We start from the raw sequence: 19287 nt of genomic DNA, 5'->3' as shown, positions 1-19287 counted from the left end.
CCGCTTAATCCAATCTGCTTGTTCTACTTGCTACTTGCGCTTCAGGAGGCCCAGCAGTCCGCCCTTCTTCGCCTTCTTGATCGCGACACGGCCGGTGACGATGTGCGATATCTGCGAAAAGGTTTCCGCCGTCGGCGACTTCGGGTCGACTTCCGAAATCATCCGGCCGCTATTGGCGGCATTGCCGAAAAGATGGATGTCGAAGGGAATGATGGCGATCGGATCGATCTCCAGCGGCTCACAGAAATCCGACGGCGAAATCTCCGGACGTTTCGGCATGCCGACCTGATTGAGAACCAGATGCGGCAGCTTGTCGTTCGGCCGCATCTTGCGCAACGCGTCCAGCATGTTCTTGGCATTGCGCAGGTTGGCGAGATCGGGAACCGCTGTGATGACGACTTCGTCGACGCTCGACAGCACCGAGCGTGTCCATTCCGACCATGCATGCGGAACGTCGAGCACGGTGACGGGGGCGCTGCGCTGCAGAACATCGAGCACCGGCTGGAAAGCCTGGCCGTCGAAATCATAGGCGCGGTCGAGCAGCGAGGGCGCCGCAAGCAAAGAGAGATGTTCGGAGCATTTCGTCAGCAGGCGGTCGAGGAAGACCTCGTCGAGACGATCGGGTGCGAAGACCGCTTCGGCGATGCCGAGCGCCGGATCCTGATCGAAGTCGATGTTCGCCGTGCCATAGGGCAGGTCGAGATCGGCGAGGATCGTCTCGGATGAGAAGAGGTTGGAAATGCCGAAGGCACAATTATGCGCGATGGTCGAGGCGCCGGTACCGCCCTTCGAGCCGATGAAGGCGATGCTGCGGCCGAGCGGTTCAGCTTCCGGATCGACGAAGATCGAGGCCATCGACGCCAGGATATCCGGCATGGCAACGGGCTGGACCATATATTCGGAGATGCCGTTGCGGATGAGGTCGCGATACAGCCCGATATCGTTGTAGTAGCCGATAATGACGACTTTGGTCGTCGGATCGCAAACGGCGGCGAGCGGCGCGAGTTCGGAGAGGAGGTTTCCGGCATTCGCCTTGGTCTCGAGGATGATGAGGTTCGGCGTCGGGGCGCCGGAGAACATATTGGCGGCAGCGGCAATGCCGCCGCTGGTGATGCGCATGCTGACCTTGGCCACGCGCCGATCATTGGCGCAGCGTTCCATGACCTGCTGCAGACCCTCGCTCTCACAGAAGGCATGCACGGAGATGCGCGGCAGCGGCCGCATGTTTTCCAGATCCGCCATGCGCACCGCCTCTTCGGCGTGGCGAAGCTCGCTTTGATTCTTGATTTCGTACTCTATCGCGCTCATCGTCCCGTTCCGCCTCAGAAGCTGCTGTCGCTGCCGGCGACCTCTTCGATCGTCGATGTCGTCGTCCGATATTCCTGGATCGCGTTGTTGCGGCGCTGCGCGTCGATCGGGGTCATGCCGCGGGGCGCTACCAGATCCTCCGGGTTGGCGATCTGGGCGGCGAGGTTGTTCTGCGAGGCGCAGCCGAAATTATAATAATTCTGGTTGGTCAAATCGTTCGAGATGTCCTTCGGCCATTGGCCGCATTGCGTGGTGATCGCCGCGGTGCCGGTAAAGCTCAGCCGGATCGGTGCCGCATCGCCGGGACCGACCGCGGCGTAGGAGGTGTTGACAATTTTCGAGCTTGCAATCCCCCTCCTCGCCAGCTCGGCACGGACCTGATTGCGCAGCTGATAGGCTGCCGCCGAATTGGGCGAGCCTTGCGGCGACAGCACGTAAATCGGGCCCGAGGCGCGCGCGATGTAGTTTGCGGCAAAACCGCGAATGAGGTCGCGCTGGGCATTGGTCAGGCGGCGATCGGTGGAGGCGACGGGAATGTCCACCGTCTGCTCCGCTTCGGTCACGATGATCGGGTGACGCGCGCGATAGTCGTCGGGAATACCGCCGGTCGTCAGCTGGTCATGTGGGCCGGCGCATCCGGAAAGGGCGGCCAGCGACATGGCAACCGTGGCTAGAAGCGCCTTCGAGATTGCGAGGCGGGGTGTCGTCGAATTGATATGGGCCATCACCTGATCCCTGTTCTCTTCCATTGCTGCCGACCGTGCGCCGCTCATTTGTAGATGAACCCGATTGAGCCGTGGAACTGCGCGTCGGCAACGGGCGCCTCGCGGCGGCCATAGACTTTGTTGACTCGGTTGAGGAAGAAGGTTGCACCGTCATTCTCAGGGCTGAAATTGTCGTCCGGCCGGTTAAGCTGATTGCGCGCCACCGGACGCACCAGATAGGGCGTCGCGATGATGACGAGCTCGGTTTCCTGACGCTCGAAACCCTTCTGACGGAAGAGGGTGCCGAGCAGCGGGATCTTCGAGACACCAGGCGTGCCGCCCATCGTCTGGGAAACGTTGTCGCGGATCAGGCCGGCCAGCGCGATCGAACCGCCCGAGGGCAGCTCCACCGAAGTCTCCGCCGAGCGGCGCTGATACGTCGCGCTGCCGCTGCCGGCCACCGGTTCGGAGACATTGGTCTTGATCTGCAGGCTGATGCGTCCCGATGAGAGAACGACCGGCTTGAAGGCGAGGTTGATGCCGTAGTTGAACGGCACGACGGTGACGTTGCCGTTGTTGTCGGTTGTCGAATAAAGCTGTTGGCCGCCGGAATTGAAGGTCGCGGCCTGGCCCGATATTGCCGTCAGCGTCGGCTCGGCGAGTGTCTTGACGACCTTGGCCTGCTCCAGCGCGTTGAGGTAGGTCGAAATGTCGTATTTTCCGATCGTGCTCTTGAAGAGCGCCGCCAGGCCGCCGCCAACGACGGATGTGGCGCTGTCGGCGCTGGGGCTGCCGAGCTGGGCGACCGTCATGCCGGAGGAATTGGAAACCAGATTGTCGAAGCCGAGCTGCTTCAGCACCTCGCGGCGGACCTCGGCGATCGTCACCTTGAGGGTGACCTGGTCCTCGCCCTCGATCTGCAGCAGGTTGACAACCTGCGAGCTCTGACGGGCTTCGGCAAAGAGCGCCACCGAGCTGTCGCCGCCGGTGCCGGATGCCGTCTCGCTTCTGGTCGTCGCTTCGCCGCCCTTGAGGAAGACTTGCGCCAGATCGGCCGCCTGTGTGGCATCCTGCGGGGTGCGCACGGTGCCGGTCAGCACGATGTTGTCGGAGACGATTTCGACGTTGATGTTGGAGTCTGGAATGAAGCGGCGGAGATTGACTTCGAGGCCGGAAACGTCGCGCTCGATCTCGATGTCGAGATTGACGATCTCCTGCCCACCGGCGCCGAAGACGAAGATATTCGTCTGGCCGACCTTTTTGCCAAACAGATAGATGCGCCGCGAGGTGCGGGTGACGGCATCGGCCATGGTCGGATCGGAGACGAGAATATCATGCGCATCCTCGGGTAGATCGACAACGACGGCCTTGTTCAGCCCGAGCTTCAGGCGGCGATGGGCATCGGGGCCGGTCTGCGAGATGCGGATCAGGTTTTCGGATTCGGCACGCGCCTCGCCTGGCCCCAGAAGCGGCGCGAAAGAGGCCGGCACTATACCGGAGACGGCGACTGCCAGCGAGAGGCAGCCTGTCAGGAGAAGTCCGGCGCGCCGCGAAGAATTGCCCATTTGCACGTCCTTTTACTCCGCCTTCGGCGCTGCGCTGGCATCGGTGACGATGGCGCCCGATTTGATGACCTGGATGCTCGCACTGCCGTTGTCGCCGCTCAGTAGATAGTCGGCGGCACTGGTATCCTGCTCCTGCGCATCGGCGACGGAACGCAGCGCCAGCGACAGCCGATCCGCCATCTGCTGGGCGACGGCGAGAACCTTCGTTTGATCGGGCGTCAGCTCGAGCGTGGCGGTGGTGCCGACCACGGCCTTCGAGCCGTCGTCCTTTTCCTGAATCTGCTGGTCGATGGCCAGGACGCGGACATTGCTCAGCACGGTCTCGGTGATGAGCTTGTTGGCCTCAGTGCCCTTGCGAACCATAATGACATCGACGCGGTCGTTCGGCAGAATGAAACCACCGGCACCTGTTGCCACCGATATCTCGGTCGCAACGGCGCGCTTGCCAGCCGGCAACAGCGAGGAAAGGATGCGGCTGCTGGAATCGGCGACCTTTTCCGGCCGAATCGGTTCGCCTTCGAAGATCGGCAGGCGCACGACGGCACCCTGCAGATCCTTAATCGCATCCGGCTTGTCGGCTTCGGTGATGAGGCCCGGGACAACGGCGCCTTGCGGCCAGGCCATCCAATGGACCGACTGGTCGGCCAGCCTTTCGCCGACCGCCAGATTGCCGCTCGAGACCAGGACATTGACGGTCGGTTCCTTCTCGATGACCGACTGGACCTGGGTAACGACACCGCCACTGCCTGCCATGCGCATCGCCAGGAGGCCGGCGAGGCCGGCTGCCACCACGGCGACAGCAAGAATTATAAGGCGGGCCGGTTTCATCGATCATTCCTCAGGGCACGATATGTTCGCCCTGCAGAATGCTAGCAATTGGTATAATTATGGTTAATGGAACGCTTACATTTTAAGTTAACGGTCATTTAAAATGCCGTTATTTCAGGCTTTCCAGCGCGGCTAGGAAGAGCGGCGAGTCAGGGAAAGCCATGAAGCCGCCGATCGCGATGGCGATGCCGTAGGGGATCTTCTTGGCCAGCAGGACCGAATTCGGCACCGGCAGCCCGATGGCTAGGATGGTGTTCGCTTGCGCTCTCACCAGCAGGATCAGCAAGGTTATCAGACCGCCGATCATGGCAACGTCGACCATCAGGAAGGCGAGGGATTGGTTGAGACCGAACCAGAGCGCGGTGGCGCTCAACAGCTTGGCATCTCCGCCGCCCATCACATGGAAGGCAAAAAGGGCAAAGCAGGCACTGAAAACGATTACCGCGCCCGCAAGATGCATGCCGATCATCTCCCAGCCCAGGCCGGAGAGCGGCGCGAGGATGCAGAAGGAGGCAATAAGGATCAACGAAACGCGGTTCGGGATCGTCATGGTGAACAGATCGGAAAAGGCCGCCATGGCGAGGCAGAGTGGCAATATCACAAACACTGCAGCGGCGATCATGCGTATACCCCCGTCATAACGATATGCGAAAAGGCTCACGGCCGTTCAGCCTGTGAGCCCGCTCTATAGATCAGTCGGAGCCGATCCGGCCGTATCATAAGGGCGCCAAGTGGCTGCCCCTATTTTTAGTTCGACGCCGTAACGCCGGTGTTCATCTTGGTGCTCAGATTGTTGAACGTGGTGCTGATGCTATTGCCGAGCGCCGTTGCGCCGGTGATCAGCGCTACGGAAATGAGGGCAGCGATCAGGCCGTATTCAATTGCAGTCGCGCCGGATTCGTCCTTCAGAAAACGGCTAAAAAGCTTGGTCATGGTAACTCCTAACTCCAGTTGATGTTCAGCACTTCCGCCAACTGTTGCCGTTGATCGGATGGCATCAACCTAGCGAATGGGCGTTTCCATCGGCTTAAAGAAAAGAGTTAACGAGGCGTCAACGAGACACCAGCCCCTTGTAAGGTAAGTATTTTCTTACGTGACTACTTCAATATTTAACAATCTTCCCGGAATAACCATCGGATTCATCCGATAATAGCACAGGCCTTACTTCCAACCGGAGCGTGTGCGGCCCTGAGGTCGTGCCAAATCGGATCATTGCGCCTCACCCTGGAACAGGGAGGCGAGCTTAAGGCTTCGTTCACCATTTTTTTCCATTCTATGCAGATATTGCGCTGTGATCGTGAAAGAGGACCAAATGTCATCGAGCGGCAAAACCATTTTCTTTGCCGGCATGATCGCCGTTTTCGGTATTTCGGGAGTTTCCGCGGCCGCAGACGATGACATGCTGCGCGTCTATATGGATCACGCGCGCGTGTTGAAGCTCGACCGCCCTGTCAGCAAGGTCATCGTCGGCAATGCCAAGGTCGCCGATGCGACCGTCGCCGACGCCAAGACCATCGTTCTCACAGGGCGCAGCTTCGGCACGACCAATCTGGTGCTGCTCGATGCCGATGGCAATGCGATCCTCGACGAGCGTATTCTGGTGTCGATCGATGAGGGCAATACGGTGCGCGTCTACCGGCAGACCGAACGCTCTGTGCTGTCCTGCACGCCGAACTGCGAGCAGCATGCGCAGCAGGCGACCACCGCCACCACCTCGCCCTGATTGGCTTACCTTCGGCCAATCGTTAAAATCGTCGCGTCAAACTGAAACGGAAAATCAACGAACGGACCCTAGTGTGGCGGACAGAGAATGTCGCTCGGGTCCAGGCAATGACGGTAATTGATCAGAAGATGGATAAAGCGCGCGTCTCCGCGCCGTTCCGTTTTTCACGGTTTCGCGCTCTCCGCCGCTCGAGCGAAGGTTCCGCGGCGATCGAATTCGCCTTGCTCGCCATTCCCTATTTCCTGGTGATTTTCGCCATCCTCGAAACCTTCGTCGCCTTTGCCGCCGAGGAACTCGTGTCGAACGCCGTCGATACGATGAGCCGCAAGATGCGAACCGGGCAGATCACCTATAATCTCGGCCGCACGACCGATATGAACCAGACGCAATTCCGCCAGGCTTTCTGCGATGAGATTTCGATCCTGATCCGCTGCTCGACGAGCGAAGTGGCTACGCCGAGCAAACTCTACCTGGATGTACAGACATTCAGCAGCTTCTCGGCCATTCCGACGACGATTCCCAAGCTTTCGACCGACAGATATGCCGACCTCAACACGGCGGCCTTCAAATATGCGCCGGGCGGCGCAGGCACCATCAACATGGTCCGCGCCTACTATCGCTGGGAAATCACCGCTGATCTGGTCCGGCCCTATATCACGACGATACGTCCCTCCGACGGTTCGATGCCGCGGGAATATCTGATCGTCGCGACCGCGGCCTTGCAGAACGAGCAGTATCCATAATGGCGTTGCGCAACCCGTTCAGCAGACTGGTATTGACGGCGCGGCGGCTGGCCCGAGACAGCAAGGGCGCCGGAGCGATCGAATTCGCGATCCTCTTTCCCGTGCTCGTCATGCTCTATATCGGCGCGTTCGAGATCACGATCGGCCTCAGCGTCAGCAAGCGGTTGACACGCGCCGCAGGCACGGTGGCCGACCTCGTCACCCAGCAGCAATCCGTCACGAAGAGCACGCTTGCACAGATGCCGTCGGTCGCAACCGCGATCTTCGTGCCTTACAACAACACGTCGCTGACGCTGAAGATCACCGGAATTACAATCGACGCCAGCGCCAATGCAAAAGTGCTCTGGTCCTGGGCGCAGGACGGGACCGCGCCCTATGCCAAGAACACCGCCGTAAGCAATGTGCCGTCTGATATGAAGACAGCGAGCAGCTTCCTTGTTCGCACCGAGCTCAGCATCCCCTATACGATGTTCCTGTTTGCGCCGAACTTCCTGCCGGACGGCATGCGCACGATCACCATCAGCCGCAGCTATTTCTACCGCCAGCGGCAAGGCGACTCGATCCCCTGCGGTGACTGCTGACGCCCTCTTCCCTCTTCCCGAATTTGCCAAGCCGGCCGCAGCATTATATGGCTGAGGCTCTGCCGCTCCGACGTCCCTGGGGCCGGCGATCGGCTCTCTCGGGTGTAAAATGGCGCGTGCCTTTCTTTTCGTTCTGGATTCTTTCGGCGTCGGCGGAGCGCCGGATGCTGCGGCCTATGGCGACGAGGGCGCCGATACGCTCGGCCATATCGCCGAGTTCTGCGCAGCCGGAGCCGCAGACCGTGCCGGATTGCGCAGCGGACCGCTTTGCCTTCCCAACCTGTCGGAACTCGGGCTGATGCAGATCGCCCGATCGGCCTCCGGCCGGTTCCCAGCCGGCATGCCCGTTCCCGAGAAGATCTACGGCATTTATGGCGCCGCCACCGAAATTTCCCGCGGCAAGGATACGCCATCAGGTCATTGGGAGATCGCAGGAACACCTGTCAGTTTCGATTGGGGTTATTTCCCGATGGAGGGCGAGGCCTTTCCTGCCGAATTCATCGAGGCATTGTGCAGGGAGGCCGATGTGCCCGGCATTCTCGGCAACTGCCATGCCTCGGGAACGGAAATCATCGCCCGCTTCGGCGAGGACCATATCCGCACCGGTAAGCCGATCTGCTACACCTCCTCGGATTCGGTCTTCCAGGTCGCAGCACACGAAGGGCATTTCGGCCTCGATCGCCTGCTCACTTTCTGCCGTCTGGCCCGCGGGCTGCTCGATCGCTATAATATCGGCCGCGTCATAGCCCGGCCCTTCATCGGTCAGTCTCCCTCGACCTTCCAGCGCACCGGAAACCGGCGCGACTTCTCCGTGCTGCCGCCGGAGCCGACGCTGCTCGACCGACTTGTCGAACACGGCCGGCACGTGCATGCTGTCGGAAAGATCGGCGACATCTTCGCGCATCAGGGCATTTCCAGGGTCATCAAGGCAAATGGCAACGAGGCGCTGATGGATGCATCGCTCTCAGCCATCGACGAGGCCGAGGACGGCGATCTCGTCTTCACCAATTTCGTCGATTTCGACATGATTTACGGCCATCGCCGCGATGTGCCGGGTTATGCCGCGGCACTCGAAGCCTTCGATGCCCGCTTGGCCGAAGTCCACAAGAAGCTGAAGCCAGGCGATCTCGTCGTGCTCACCGCCGACCACGGCTGCGATCCGACCTGGCGCGGCACGGACCATACGCGCGAGCGCGTGCCCGTCATCGCCTATGGCCCGGGCATCCGGTCGCGTTCGATCGGCGTGCGCCGCAGCTATGCCGATATCGGCGAGAGTTTAGCTGGCCATCTCGGCATTCCGGCCGGACCGCATGGAAGGAGTTTTCTGTGACGTCGCATTTGAAGAAGGTCGAGCTGCACTGCCATCTGGAGGGTGCGGCACCTCCTGAATTGACCGAGGCGCAGGCGCACAAATACGGCGTCGACATCAGCGGCGAGCTTCGCGGCGGCGTCTATGTCTGGCATGATTTCGCAAGCTTCCTCGAATGTTACGACAAGGTTTCCGAGGTCTACAGGAGCGAAGAGGACTATGCGCATCTGACCGAAACCTATCTCGACCAACTCGCCGGCATCAATACCATCTACAGCGAACTCATCGTTTCGCCCGACCACGGCAAACGCATCGGGTTGGGTGCCGACGCCTATATATCGGGTATCTGCGAAGGCATCCGGCGGGCTCGGGAAAAGAGCGGCATCGAGGCCCGGCTGATCGTCACCGGCGAGCGGCATTTTGGTCCGGAGAGCGTGATCGGCGCTGCTGAATACGCGGCAAAGGCCGGCAACCCTCTGATAACCGGCTTCAACCTTGCCGGCGAAGAGCGGATGGGGCGCGTGGCCGACTATGCCAGGGCCTTCGATATCGCCCGCGATGCCGGCCTTGGGCTTACCATCCATGCCGGCGAGGTCTGCGGCGCCTTCAGTGTCGCCGACGCACTCGATGCGGTGCGCCCCTCGCGAATCGGCCATGGTGTGCGCGCCATCGAGGATCTCGACCTGGTGAAGCGGCTTGCCGATCTCGGCACCGTGCTCGAGATCTGCCCGGGCTCCAATATCGCGCTTAAGGTCTTTCCCGATTTCGCTTCGCATCCGCTGCGCCGGCTGAAGGACGCCGGCGTGCGGGTGACGATAAGCTCGGACGATCCGCCGTTCTTTCATACCTCGCTTGCGCGGGAATACGAACTTGCCGCCGAGGCTTTCGGCTTCAGCGACGATGAGATCGATGCGATGACACGCACGGCAATCGAGGCGGCCTTCGTCGACGAAGAGACACGCAAGGCCCTGCTCGCCCGACTTTGAGAGCCAAATGTGGAGCGAGGCTGGGGATGATCGGTGCAAATTGGCCGCCACTCTTGCAGTTGGGCCGATTTCCGTGAAAGAAACAGTCGATAGAAAATGAAAGGCTTCCCCATGGACGGCGTCACGGTCATCGATCACCCGCTGGTGCAGCACAAACTCACCATCATGCGGCGCAAGGAGACATCGACGGGAAGTTTCCGGCGGCTGCTGCGCGAAATCTCGACGCTGCTGTGTTACGAAGTGACCCGCGATCTCGAACTGACGATGGAAACAATCGAGACGCCGCTGCAGACGATGGAATCGCCGATCCTCGAAGGCAAAAAGCTGGTCTTCGCCTCGATCCTGCGCGCTGGCAACGGCCTGCTCGAAGGCATGCTCGATCTCGTACCCTCAGCCCGCGTCTCGCATATCGGCGTTTACCGCGACCACGAAACACTGCAGCCGGTCGAATATTACTTCAAGGCTCCGGAAGACGTGGCCGAGCGGCTGATCATCGTCGTCGACCCGATGCTTGCAACCGGCAATTCGTCGATCGCCGCGATCGACAAGCTCAAGGAACGCGGCGCCCACAATATCCGCTTCCTCTGCCTGCTTGCCGCTCCGGAAGGCATCCGCAACTTCCGCGCCGCGCATCCCGATGTTCCGGTGTTCACCGCGTCGATCGACAGCCATCTCAACGAGAAGGGCTATATCATGCCCGGCCTCGGCGATGCCGGCGACCGCATGTACGGCACCAAGTAATTTCAGCTTTCGTTTACCAAATCGAAAGACTTGAAGGCCCGGTGGTTCATTCCGGGCCTTTTTGTTGGCGATATTAGCAACTTGTCAGCACTTGAGGTTTAGCAATTCCGAAGCATGAGGCCCTGCATGAAGCGGGGTTTATACAGGAAGGATTTCTGTTTCATGCTCGTGCGTACCGTCCTATTCGCCAGCATCGCCGCGGTGCTCGCAACACAGGTGCCTTCCTTCTTCGGAGACACCGGCCAGCAGTCTGCTGACGCGCTTTCCGCCAATTACCTATCAACCGAGAATGACAAGCCCGCGGCACCCGCGCCGGTCTCAGGCAGCAATGCGATCCGTTTGCAGGCGGACGCGCAGGGCCATTATACCGGCGGCTTCAAGATCAACGGCAAGCTGGTGCAAGGCCTGATCGATACTGGCGCCACCTATGTCGCGCTCAACGAGACGCTCGCCCGCCGACTGGGCTTCACCGCCAACCAGCTTGATTTCCGCTACGGGGTGAACACCGCGAACGGCCAGACGAAGGCGGCGCATGTGATGCTCGACCGGGTGGAAATCGGCGGCATCCGCGTGCGCGATGTCGAAGCCTTCGTTCTCCAGGACGAAGCGCTGACGACGACGCTGGTCGGCATGAGCTTCCTGCAGAAGCTCGCCTCCTATTCCGTCGCCGACGGTTCGCTCAGCCTGAAGCAGTAAAGCGATCAGATCCGGGTCGAAATCACAGGCCCCAACTCCGGCTTTTCCTCAGTGATGCGGCAGTGCGCGGCAAGTGCCGCCGCTGCCCGTTCCGCCGCCGCTTCATTGGCGGCGTGGACCAGAGCGATCGGTTCACCGGCGCTGACGCGGGTGCCAAGCGGCAGGAGCTCGGAGAAGCCGACGCGATGATCGATCCGGTCGGCCGGATGACGTCTTCCGCCGCCGAGATCGATGACGCTAATGCCGATACCGCGGGCATTGCAGGCGGCAAGCCAGCCAGATCGGGCGGCGGGGACAGGTTTTTCCACAGGCGCCCTGGCCAGATATTTGTGCGGGTTTTCAAGGAGATCGGCCGGGCCGCCGAGCATCGAGACCATGCGGGCGAAAACCTCTGCCGCCTGTCCCGATGACAGCGCCCGACGCGCCATCGCCTCGCCTTCATCAAGGGAAGGCGCAATGCCCGATTTCACCAGCATCTCGGCGGCGAAGGCAAGAACGACGGTTTCGAGCCGCGTGTCTGCTTTGCCACCCGCCAGGAAATCCAGGCAGTTGCGCATCTCGACCGCATTGCCGGCGGCATCGGCGAGCGGCTGGTTCATGTCGGTGATCAGCGCCGAGGTCGCGACACCTGCGCCATTGGCGACCTCGACCAGCGACTGCGCCAGGATCTCGGCCTGGGCACGGTCGGCCATGAAGGCGCCGTTGCCGACCTTGACGTCCAGCACCAGCGTCTGAAGCCCGGCCGCAAGTTTCTTCGACAGAATGGAGGCGGTGATGAGGGGAATGGAATCGACGGTGGCAGTCACATCGCGCACGGCATAGAGCCTGCCGTCGGCAGGCGCTAAGGCCCCGGTCTGGCCGATAATGGCGCATCCGGCCTCCTTCACCACCTTGTGGAACAGGTTCGCATCCGGGGTAATCATATAGCCGGGAATGGATTCGAGCTTGTCCAGCGTGCCGCCAGTATGGCCGAGGCCGCGCCCTGAAATCATCGGAACGGCGAGGCCGCAGGCCGCAGCGATCGGCGCCAGCATCAGCGAAACATTGTCGCCGACGCCACCGGTCGAATGTTTGTCGGCGATCGGGCGGTCGATATCGGCCCATTGCAGCCGGTCGCCGGAGTCGGCCATCGCCAGCGTCAGGGCGACGGTCTCGGCCCGCGACATGCCCTTGAACCAGACGGCCATGGCGAAGGCGCCGATCTGGCCTTCCGACAATTGTCCGGCAGCGAGTGCCGCGATGAAGGACCGGATATCGTCGGGGTCGAGCTCGTCGCCATCGCGCTTAGCCCGGATGATCTCCTGCGGGATCATCTCAATAGCTCGACGCCGCAGCCGGTGCAGACTGTGTTCCGCTCAAGACCGCCAGGATATCGTCAAGCAGGCTGGAGGCGCCGAAACGGAAGGTCGACGGCATCGCCCAGTCGGGCGCCATGATGGTTTCGGCAAGACTCAGATAGAGCGCCGCATCGGCCACCGAACCAATGCCGCCGGCCGGCTTGAAGCCGACCTTGCGGCCGCTCTCGCGAATGGCGCGGATCATGATATCGGCGGCCTCGAGCGTCGCGTTGACGGCGACCTTGCCGGTAGACGTCTTGATGAAATCGGCGCCGGCGTCGATGGCAAGTTCAGAGGCGCGGCGGATCAATACCGCATCCTTCAACTCGCCGCTCTCGATGATGACCTTCAGAAGGACAAGGCCGGTGCATTCGGCGCGCACAGCCCTGACCATGTCGGTCACTGCCTTCTCATTGCCGGAGAGCAGCTTGCGATAGGGGATGACCAGATCGATCTCGTCGGCGCCGTCGGCAATCGCCTCGCGTGTCTCGGCGGCGACGTCGGCCACTTCCATATCGCCGGAGGGGAAGTTGACGACGGTGGCGATGCGCACGGCATGGCCGGTGCCGAGGATATTGCGGGCCTGCGCAACGAAGCGCGGCCAGATGCAGATTGCAGCGCTGTTGCCGTAGGGCGTCTGGGCGCGGGCGCAGAGCACATCGATCTGCGCCTCGGTGCAATCATCCTTTAAATTGGTGAGATCGAGAAGGGAAAGGGCGACAGCCGCCGTTTCCCGGATGGAATGACTATTCATCTTCACTTCCTCTAGAGCATGATGCCGAAAAGTGTGAGCGGTTTTCTCATGACATCATGCTCTCTCTATTTAATGTAGAACAGGATTCAGATTTTAGGCCGACCCGGCCTAAAATCATCCTGTTCTGGCCGCAATCATGTCTTTCAATATGGCGGCGAGACGGGCGCCGCCGACGGGCGCCATGTCCTTGGTTTCGTCATGGCTGAGCTCATTGCCGGTCATGCCAGCCCCATAGTTGGTAATAACCGAGGCGGCGGCAACCCTCAGGCCTAGCATTCTTGCGATGATGACCTCGGGCACCGTCGACATGCCGACGGCATCGGCGCCGAGGATGCGGGCCATGCGGATTTCGGCCGGCGTTTCGAAGCTTGGTCCGGAGAACCACATATAGACACCGCGCGCCAGCTCGATTTCGAGCTTCGCCGCTGCTTTCTGCATCGCCGCGGCAAGGCCTGCATCATAGGCATTGGTCATGCCGACGAAACGATGATCGCTTTCCTCGCCGATCAGCGGGTTCATGCCGGAATAGTTGATATGATCGGTAATCTGCATCACCGAACCGGGCGGCAGGTCGTCGCGCAGCGATCCGGCCGAATTGGTCAGGATCAGCGCTTCGACGCCGAGCGTCTTCAGCACCTCGATCGGCAGGCGCATGGCGCTGGCATCGCCCTTCTCGTAATAATGCACACGGCCTGAGAGCATGACGACAGGCACGCCGCCGAGACGGCCGGCGACGACTTCGCCCGCGTGACCGGAGACGGCACTGACCGGAAAGCCCGGCAGGTCGCGATAGGGGACACGCACGGCGCCGTCCAGCTGGCCGACCAGCGAGCCGAGCCCGGAGCCGAGCACGATGCCGTGGCGCGGCTTGATGCCGCCGAGCAATGCGGCGAGCAGGTTGACTGTCGCCTTCATCCGAGTTCGGTTTCGAAGCTGAAGGGAAGAAGCTCTTCCATCGTCATGGTCTTCTGCACGCCCGTCTCATCACAGAGATAGATCCTCGTCTCCTTGGAGGCGAATTCGGAGATCTTCTGGCGGCAGCCGCCGCAGGGCGGGCAGAGCGGCAGCTTCTCGGCAATGACCGCCATCTCGACGATTTTCTTGGCGCCGCCCATGATCATGGCGCCGATCGCCGTCGGCTCGGCACACCAGCCTTGCGGAAAGGACAGGTTTTCGATGTTGGCGCCGGTATAGACCTTGCCGTCTTCGGCGCGGATCGCCGCACCGACCGGGAATTTCGAATAGGGCGCATGGGCAAAAGCCATGGCGCCGCGGGCGGCTTCGAACAGGTCGTGGGACATATCAACGCTCCTTCGTATAGGGCACGCCGCCAGCCTTCGGCGGTGTCGCGACGCCGATGAAGCCGGCAAGCAGGACGCAGGTGAGGATATAGGGCAGCGCCTGAAAGACCTGCACCGGCACTTCGCCGATCAGCGGCACCTGCTTGCCCTGCATGAAGTTGGCCAATGCATCGAGGAAGCCGAAGAGCAGGCAGGCAAACATGACCGGCACCGGCTTCCACTTGGCGAACACCAGGGCGGCGAGCGCGATGTAGCCCTTGCCGGCCGACATGTCCTTGATGAAGGCGGCGGACTGGGCGATCGCCAGATAAGTGCCGGCAAAGCCGCAGAGGATGCCGGCGCACATGACGGCGCGGTAGCGCAGCCAGGCGACCGAGATGCCGGCGGTATCGACCGCACCCGGGTTTTCGCCGACGGCGCGCAGCCGCAGGCCGAAGCGGGTGCGGTAAAGCACCCACCAGGAAAACGGCACGGCAAGAAAGGCAAGGTAAGTCAGGATATTGTTACCCGATATGACATTGGCATAGAGCGGGCCGAGGATCGGTATGCCGCGGGCGGCATCGGCACCCGGCAGGACGATCGGCGCGAAACGCGAATCCGGCGAGAGCTGCGGCGTGCGCCCGCCTTGGCCGAACCAGGCCTGGCCGAGAACGATGGTGATGCCCGCGATAAAGAAGTTGATTGCCACGCCCGAGACGATCTGGTTGCCGCGGTTGGTGATCGAGGCGAAGCCATGCACCAGGCTGAGTGCCACCGAACAGACGATGCCGGCGCCAAGCCCAAGCCAGGCCGAATCGGTGAGATAGGCGATGCAGGCAGCCGCAAAGGCCGAGCCCAACATCTTGCCCTCAAGGCCGATATCGAAGATGCCGGCACGTTCCGAAAACAGACCGGCGAGGGCGGTGAAGATCAGCGGGATCGACAGGCGAATGGTCGAGCTCAGAACGCTGATGAAAATGTCATAATAATCCATCGCCCGCTCCTTAACCGCGCTTGAACTGTTGGTAGAGGCGCACCACCGCCGGCCGGAACATGTATTCCAGCGCGCCGGCAAAGAGGATCACCAGACCCTGGATGACAAGGATCATCTCGCGGGTGATGTTCGGCATTTCGAAGGAAATCCAGTCGCCACCCTGGTAGAGGATGCCGAACAGGATCGCAGCGAAGACGATACCGAGCGGATGATTGCGACCCATCAGCGAGACCGCGATGCCGACGAAGCCGGCACCACCGACGAATTCCACCTGCAGGCGGGCCGACGAGCCCATGACGGGGTTCAGCGCCATCATGCCGGCCAGCGCGCCGGAGATCAGCATGGCGATGATAACGATACGAGCATAGGGAATGCCGGCATATTCGGCGGCCGTCGAACTCACACCCAGAGTGCGCATTTCAAAGCCAAGCTTGGTGCGCCAGATCAGGACCCAGACAAACCAGGCGGCAAGAAGGGCGATGATAAAGGAGACGTTGAACGGCGCAGCACCCAGCTTGGCTCCGAACATCGTCATCAGCCAACCAAGCTTTGGAAGCTGCCCTCCCTCAAGGAAGGTGCGGGTTTCAGGCGCCATCTTGCCTGGCACGATCAAGACGTGCACCAGCAGATACACCATGAGGGCGGCGGCGATATAGTTGAACATGATCGTCGTGATGACGATATGGCTGCCGCGCTTAGCCTGGAGGAAAGCAGGGATGAAGGCCCAGGCCGCGCCAAAGAGACCTGCGCCGATGATGGCGATCGGCATCGTCACATACCAGGGTACGTAACGATCGAGCGCCAGTGCCACCAGCGCGCAGCCGAGACCGCCGACATAGGCCTGGCCTTCGGAGCCGATGTTGAAGAGGCCGGCATGGATTGCCACCGCGACGGAGAGGCCGGTAAAAATGAAGCTCGTCGCATAGTAGAGCGTGAAGCCGATGCCTTCGCCGTTGCCAAGCGCACCCTCGATCAGCAGCGACAGCGCGTCGAGCGGGCTTTCGCCGATCAGCCAGACGACAAAACCGGAGATCAGGAAGGCGACGACGAGGTTCAAAAGCGGAATGAGGCCGTAGTTGATCCAGTTTGGTAGCGGAACGGAAGCAGTGCTCATAAAGGCCTCACGCGGCAATGCCGGCCATCATCAGGCCGAGGGTCTGTTCACCGGCATCGGGCGTCTTCTCGCCGACCACATGGCCGGCAAACATGACAAGGATACGGTCTGAAAGGGAGCGGATTTCATCGAGTTCGACGGAGACGAGCAGGATCGCCTTGCCGGCGTCACGCATTTCGATGATGCGGCGGTGAATGAATTCGATGGCGCCGATATCGACGCCGCGGGTCGGCTGGCCGATGATCAGCATCTTCGGGTCGCGTTCGATCTCGCGGGCAACGACGATCTTCTGCTGGTTGCCGCCGGAAAAGTTCGCCGTCTTCAGCCGCGGGTTCGGCGGGCGGATGTCGTATTTCTCGATCATCCCCATTGCATCCTTGCGGATCGCTTCGAGATCGAGCAGCGGGCCTTTGCTGTAGCCCGGGCGCCGGTGATAGCCGAGCACTGAATTTTCGTATTCTTCGAATTTCAGCACTAGGCCCATGTGGTGGCGGTCTTCGGGAATATGAGCAAGACCGAGTTCGCGCAGGCGGGCGGGATCGGCCTTGTCGATCGTCTGGCCGTCGAGAAGGATTTCGCCGGAGGCCGGCTTGCGGATGCCGGCAATCGCCTCCAGCAATTCGGACTGGCCGTTGCCGGCAACCCCGGCAATGCCGACGATCTCGCCGGCCCGCACGTCGAAGGAGACGTTGTCGACCATGGTGACGCCGCGATTGTCCTTGACCGAAAGGTTGCGGACGGAGAGCACAGCGGCGCCTGGCTTCGCCTCGCCTTTCTGCACGCGCAGCAGCACGCGACGACCGACCATCAGCTCGGCAAGCTCCTCCACCGTCGTTTCCGCCGTCTTGCGGGTCGCGACCATCTCGCCGCGGCGCATGACCGAGACCGAATCGGTGATCGCCATGATCTCGCGCAGCTTGTGGGTTATGAGGATGATCGTCTTGCCCTGGTCGCGCAGCACCTTGAGAATGCGGAAGAGGTGATCGGCCTCGGCCGGGGTCAACACGCCGGTGGGTTCGTCGAGGATCAGGATCTCGGCGCCGCGATACATCGCTTTCAGGATTTCGACGCGCTGCTGCAGGCCAACCGGAAGCTCTTCGATCAGCGCATCCGGATCGACCTCGAGGCCGTATTCCGTTTCCAGCCGCTTGAGTTCGGCGCGGGCCGATGCAACGCCTCTCGCCAGCAGCATGCCGCCTTCGGCGCCGAGCATGATGTTCTCGAGGACCGTAAAATTGTCGACCAGCATGAAATGCTGGTGCACCATACCGATACCGGTGGCGATCGCCGCCTGGCTGTCGCGGATAGTGACGGGATTGCCGTTGACGCGGATCTCGCCGCTATCGGCATGGTAAAAACCGTAAATGATCGACATCAACGTCGATTTGCCGGCGCCGTTTTCGCCGATGATGCCGTGGATCGTCCCCCTGGCGACGGTGAGGTTGATGTCCTTGTTGGCATGGACGGCACCGAATTTCTTATCGATGCCGACAAGCTCGATAGCGGGCTTATCTGTCACTGCAGGCTCCAAATAAGAAAAGGGCGTATGGCGAAAATCCCCTCCGCCATACGCCCGATCTCAATCGTCGATCACTTCCGGGCGCGGATCACTTCGGGCAAGCGTTGTCCGAAGTGTAATCGTGAACCTTGACGGTTCCCGCGATGATATCGGCCTTGGCCTTGTCGACGGCCGCCTGCATTTCCGGCGTGATCAGCGACTTGTTGTTGTCGTCGATCGCTGCGCCGACACCCTCTTCCTTGACGCCGAGCGCCTGGACGCCACCGGTGAACTTGTCGTTCTTGGTGTCGATATAGGCGTTGTAAACGGCGAGATCGACGCGCTTGACCATCGAGGTCAGGACCGAGCCCGGATGCAGATGGTTCTGGTTGGAATCGACGCCGATCGAAAGCTTCTTGTTATCGGCGGCCGTCTGCAGAACGCCGAGGCCGGTAGCACCAGCTGCCGCGTAAATGACATCGGCGCCCTGATCGATCTGGTTCTTGGTGAGCTCGCCGCCGCGAACCGGGTCATTCCAGGCTGCACCCGTGGTGCCGGTCATGTTCTGGAAAACTTCGACATTGGCCTTGGCGGCGCGGGCGCCCTGCTCGTAGCCGCATTCGAACTTACGGATCAGCGGAATGTCCATGCCGCCGACGAAGCCGACCTTGCCGGTCTTCGATGCCATGCCGGCGAGAATACCGACGAGGTAAGAGCCTTCTTCTTCCTTGTAGACCACCGAACGGACGTTCGGTTTATCGACGACGGAGTCGACGATGATGAACTTGGTGTCGGGGAATTCGGCTGCAACCTTCTCGATGGCCGAAGTCCAGGCGAAGGAAACGGCGACCACCGGATTGAAACCGCGGCTTGCGAAGTTGCGGATGGCCTGTTCACCCTGAGTGTCGCCCGTCGGCTCGAAGTCGCGATAGGCAATGCCGGTCTCGGCCTTGAATTTCTCGGCGCCGTTATAGGCCGCTTCGTTGAAGGACTTATCGAACTTCCCGCCGGTGCCGTAAACCAGCGCCGGCTTGACATCGGCAGCGAGCGCCGTCGTCGACATGGCAGCCACGGCAAGGAGAGTGAGAAGGGATTTTTTCATTGTGCAGCCCTGTTGTTGCTATTC

21 protein-coding genes are annotated in these 19287 nt (G+C 61.2%); 7 read left to right on the top strand and 14 right to left on the bottom strand.

The window, feature by feature from the left end; translation table 11 throughout:
* Nucleotides 1–30: 30 nt before the first annotated feature.
* From GR197_RS00565 to GR197_RS00540, 6 genes are all read right to left on the bottom strand, one after another.
* Nucleotides 31–1308, bottom strand: coding sequence for an AAA family ATPase (locus tag GR197_RS00565; protein WP_164006110.1), 1278 nt, complete (start codon nt 1306–1308; stop codon nt 31–33).
* Nucleotides 1309–1322: 14 nt separating this feature from the next.
* Entirely contained in the window at nt 1323–2081 is a 759-nt protein-coding gene (locus tag GR197_RS00560; protein ID WP_164006109.1) for a CpaD family pilus assembly protein, read from the bottom strand.
* Entirely contained in the window at nt 2078–3577 is a 1500-nt protein-coding gene (locus tag GR197_RS00555) for a type II and III secretion system protein family protein (RefSeq protein WP_164006108.1), read from the bottom strand. Before GR197_RS00555 ends, GR197_RS00560 begins: the two co-directional genes overlap by 4 nt.
* A gap of 12 nt (nt 3578–3589) precedes the next feature.
* Nucleotides 3590–4405 carry a Flp pilus assembly protein CpaB gene (gene cpaB, locus GR197_RS00550; RefSeq protein ID WP_164006107.1) on the bottom strand — a complete coding sequence of 272 codons (816 nt, stop codon included), beginning with the start codon at nt 4403–4405 and terminating at the stop codon, nt 3590–3592.
* A gap of 109 nt (nt 4406–4514) precedes the next feature.
* Nucleotides 4515–5027: an A24 family peptidase gene (locus tag GR197_RS00545; protein ID WP_164006106.1), complete on the bottom strand. Its 513-nt coding sequence runs from the start codon at nt 5025–5027 to the stop codon at nt 4515–4517.
* A gap of 125 nt (nt 5028–5152) precedes the next feature.
* The gene (locus GR197_RS00540) at nt 5153–5338 is read right to left on the bottom strand and encodes a Flp family type IVb pilin (RefSeq protein ID WP_007634070.1); all 186 of its coding nucleotides are present in this window, start codon (nt 5336–5338) and stop codon (nt 5153–5155) included.
* Nucleotides 5339–5717: 379 nt separating this feature from the next.
* On the opposite strand from GR197_RS00540, the gene GR197_RS00535 reads away from it, so the two are divergent.
* The 7 genes from GR197_RS00535 to GR197_RS00505 all read left to right on the top strand — a co-directional run bounded on the left by GR197_RS00535 (nt 5718) and on the right by GR197_RS00505 (nt 11184).
* Complete coding sequence (locus GR197_RS00535; RefSeq protein WP_164006105.1) at nt 5718–6128, top strand: pilus assembly protein N-terminal domain-containing protein; 411 nt, start codon at nt 5718–5720, stop codon at nt 6126–6128.
* Between the two features lie 107 nt (nt 6129–6235).
* Entirely contained in the window at nt 6236–6871 is a 636-nt protein-coding gene (locus tag GR197_RS00530; protein ID WP_164006104.1) for a TadE/TadG family type IV pilus assembly protein, read from the top strand.
* Nucleotides 6871–7452, top strand: a complete 582-nt coding sequence (locus GR197_RS00525) for a TadE/TadG family type IV pilus assembly protein (protein WP_164006103.1) — start codon at nt 6871–6873, stop codon at nt 7450–7452. The genes GR197_RS00530 and GR197_RS00525 overlap by 1 nt, the downstream gene beginning before the upstream one ends.
* 109 nt (nt 7453–7561) lie before the next feature.
* A complete protein-coding gene (locus tag GR197_RS00520; protein ID WP_164006102.1) occupies nt 7562–8782 on the top strand; it encodes a phosphopentomutase in 1221 nt (406 codons plus the stop codon).
* Nucleotides 8779–9747 (top strand): adenosine deaminase, encoded by a 969-nt coding sequence (locus GR197_RS00515; RefSeq protein ID WP_164006101.1) that lies wholly within the window; start codon nt 8779–8781, stop codon nt 9745–9747. Before GR197_RS00520 ends, GR197_RS00515 begins: the two co-directional genes overlap by 4 nt.
* A gap of 111 nt (nt 9748–9858) precedes the next feature.
* Nucleotides 9859–10488 carry a uracil phosphoribosyltransferase gene (gene upp / locus GR197_RS00510; RefSeq protein WP_003544477.1) on the top strand — a complete coding sequence of 210 codons (630 nt, stop codon included), beginning with the start codon at nt 9859–9861 and terminating at the stop codon, nt 10486–10488.
* Nucleotides 10489–10614: 126 nt separating this feature from the next.
* Nucleotides 10615–11184 carry a TIGR02281 family clan AA aspartic protease gene (locus tag GR197_RS00505; RefSeq protein WP_164006100.1) on the top strand — a complete coding sequence of 190 codons (570 nt, stop codon included), beginning with the start codon at nt 10615–10617 and terminating at the stop codon, nt 11182–11184.
* A 5-nt stretch (nt 11185–11189) separates the two neighbouring features.
* Here the strand turns inward: GR197_RS00505 and deoA are convergent, their stop codons facing one another.
* The 8 genes from deoA to GR197_RS00465 all read right to left on the bottom strand — a co-directional run bounded on the left by deoA (nt 11190) and on the right by GR197_RS00465 (nt 19263).
* Nucleotides 11190–12497, bottom strand: coding sequence for a thymidine phosphorylase (gene deoA, locus GR197_RS00500; RefSeq protein WP_164006099.1), 1308 nt, complete (start codon nt 12495–12497; stop codon nt 11190–11192).
* Between the two features lies 1 nt (nt 12498).
* On the bottom strand, nt 12499–13275 hold the full coding sequence (gene deoC, locus GR197_RS00495; protein WP_164006098.1) for a deoxyribose-phosphate aldolase: 777 nt from the start codon (nt 13273–13275) through the stop codon (nt 12499–12501).
* A gap of 114 nt (nt 13276–13389) precedes the next feature.
* Nucleotides 13390–14190 (bottom strand): purine-nucleoside phosphorylase, encoded by an 801-nt coding sequence (locus GR197_RS00490; RefSeq protein ID WP_164006097.1) that lies wholly within the window; start codon nt 14188–14190, stop codon nt 13390–13392.
* Nucleotides 14187–14576 (bottom strand): cytidine deaminase, encoded by a 390-nt coding sequence (locus GR197_RS00485; protein ID WP_007634088.1) that lies wholly within the window; start codon nt 14574–14576, stop codon nt 14187–14189. The genes GR197_RS00490 and GR197_RS00485 overlap by 4 nt, the downstream gene beginning before the upstream one ends.
* Nucleotide 14577: 1 nt before the next feature.
* Nucleotides 14578–15549: an ABC transporter permease gene (locus GR197_RS00480; protein ID WP_164006096.1), complete on the bottom strand. Its 972-nt coding sequence runs from the start codon at nt 15547–15549 to the stop codon at nt 14578–14580.
* A 10-nt stretch (nt 15550–15559) separates the two neighbouring features.
* Nucleotides 15560–16663 (bottom strand): ABC transporter permease, encoded by a 1104-nt coding sequence (locus GR197_RS00475; RefSeq protein WP_164006095.1) that lies wholly within the window; start codon nt 16661–16663, stop codon nt 15560–15562.
* A 7-nt stretch (nt 16664–16670) separates the two neighbouring features.
* Nucleotides 16671–18182 carry an ATP-binding cassette domain-containing protein gene (locus tag GR197_RS00470; protein ID WP_164006094.1) on the bottom strand — a complete coding sequence of 504 codons (1512 nt, stop codon included), beginning with the start codon at nt 18180–18182 and terminating at the stop codon, nt 16671–16673.
* An 88-nt stretch (nt 18183–18270) separates the two neighbouring features.
* Nucleotides 18271–19263: a BMP family lipoprotein gene (locus tag GR197_RS00465; protein WP_164006093.1), complete on the bottom strand. Its 993-nt coding sequence runs from the start codon at nt 19261–19263 to the stop codon at nt 18271–18273.
* Nucleotides 19264–19287: the final 24 nt, after the last annotated feature.

This window comes from Rhizobium phaseoli, from assembly GCF_010668805.1.
GTDB lineage: Bacteria > Pseudomonadota > Alphaproteobacteria > Rhizobiales > Rhizobiaceae > Rhizobium > Rhizobium phaseoli_A.
This window is presented reverse-complemented; position numbering and strand designations above follow the sequence as displayed.

Bases quoted from the DNA above. Each gene is read 5' to 3' on its own strand.
- GR197_RS00485 (WP_007634088.1), bottom strand. From the start codon at position 14,576: ATGTCCCACGACCTGTTCGAAGCCGCCCGCGGCGCCATGGCTTTTGCC.
- GR197_RS00465 (WP_164006093.1), bottom strand. From the start codon at position 19,263: ATGAAAAAATCCCTTCTCACTCTCCTTGCCGTGGCTGCCATGTCGACG.
- GR197_RS00565 (WP_164006110.1), bottom strand. From the start codon at position 1,308: ATGAGCGCGATAGAGTACGAAATCAAGAATCAAAGCGAGCTTCGCCAC.
- cpaB (WP_164006107.1), bottom strand. From the start codon at position 4,405: ATGAAACCGGCCCGCCTTATAATTCTTGCTGTCGCCGTGGTGGCAGCC.
- upp (WP_003544477.1), top strand. From the start codon at position 9,859: ATGGACGGCGTCACGGTCATCGATCACCCGCTGGTGCAGCACAAACTC.
- deoA (WP_164006099.1), bottom strand. From the start codon at position 12,497: ATGATCCCGCAGGAGATCATCCGGGCTAAGCGCGATGGCGACGAGCTC.
- GR197_RS00490 (WP_164006097.1), bottom strand. From the start codon at position 14,190: ATGAAGGCGACAGTCAACCTGCTCGCCGCATTGCTCGGCGGCATCAAG.
- GR197_RS00525 (WP_164006103.1), top strand. From the start codon at position 6,871: ATGGCGTTGCGCAACCCGTTCAGCAGACTGGTATTGACGGCGCGGCGG.
- GR197_RS00530 (WP_164006104.1), top strand. From the start codon at position 6,236: ATGACGGTAATTGATCAGAAGATGGATAAAGCGCGCGTCTCCGCGCCG.
- GR197_RS00555 (WP_164006108.1), bottom strand. From the start codon at position 3,577: ATGGGCAATTCTTCGCGGCGCGCCGGACTTCTCCTGACAGGCTGCCTC.
- GR197_RS00505 (WP_164006100.1), top strand. From the start codon at position 10,615: ATGAAGCGGGGTTTATACAGGAAGGATTTCTGTTTCATGCTCGTGCGT.
- GR197_RS00535 (WP_164006105.1), top strand. From the start codon at position 5,718: ATGTCATCGAGCGGCAAAACCATTTTCTTTGCCGGCATGATCGCCGTT.
- deoC (WP_164006098.1), bottom strand. From the start codon at position 13,275: ATGAATAGTCATTCCATCCGGGAAACGGCGGCTGTCGCCCTTTCCCTT.
- GR197_RS00545 (WP_164006106.1), bottom strand. From the start codon at position 5,027: ATGATCGCCGCTGCAGTGTTTGTGATATTGCCACTCTGCCTCGCCATG.
- GR197_RS00520 (WP_164006102.1), top strand. From the start codon at position 7,562: ATGGCGCGTGCCTTTCTTTTCGTTCTGGATTCTTTCGGCGTCGGCGGA.
- GR197_RS00560 (WP_164006109.1), bottom strand. From the start codon at position 2,081: ATGAGCGGCGCACGGTCGGCAGCAATGGAAGAGAACAGGGATCAGGTG.
- GR197_RS00480 (WP_164006096.1), bottom strand. From the start codon at position 15,549: ATGGATTATTATGACATTTTCATCAGCGTTCTGAGCTCGACCATTCGC.
- GR197_RS00475 (WP_164006095.1), bottom strand. From the start codon at position 16,663: ATGAGCACTGCTTCCGTTCCGCTACCAAACTGGATCAACTACGGCCTC.
- GR197_RS00540 (WP_007634070.1), bottom strand. From the start codon at position 5,338: ATGACCAAGCTTTTTAGCCGTTTTCTGAAGGACGAATCCGGCGCGACT.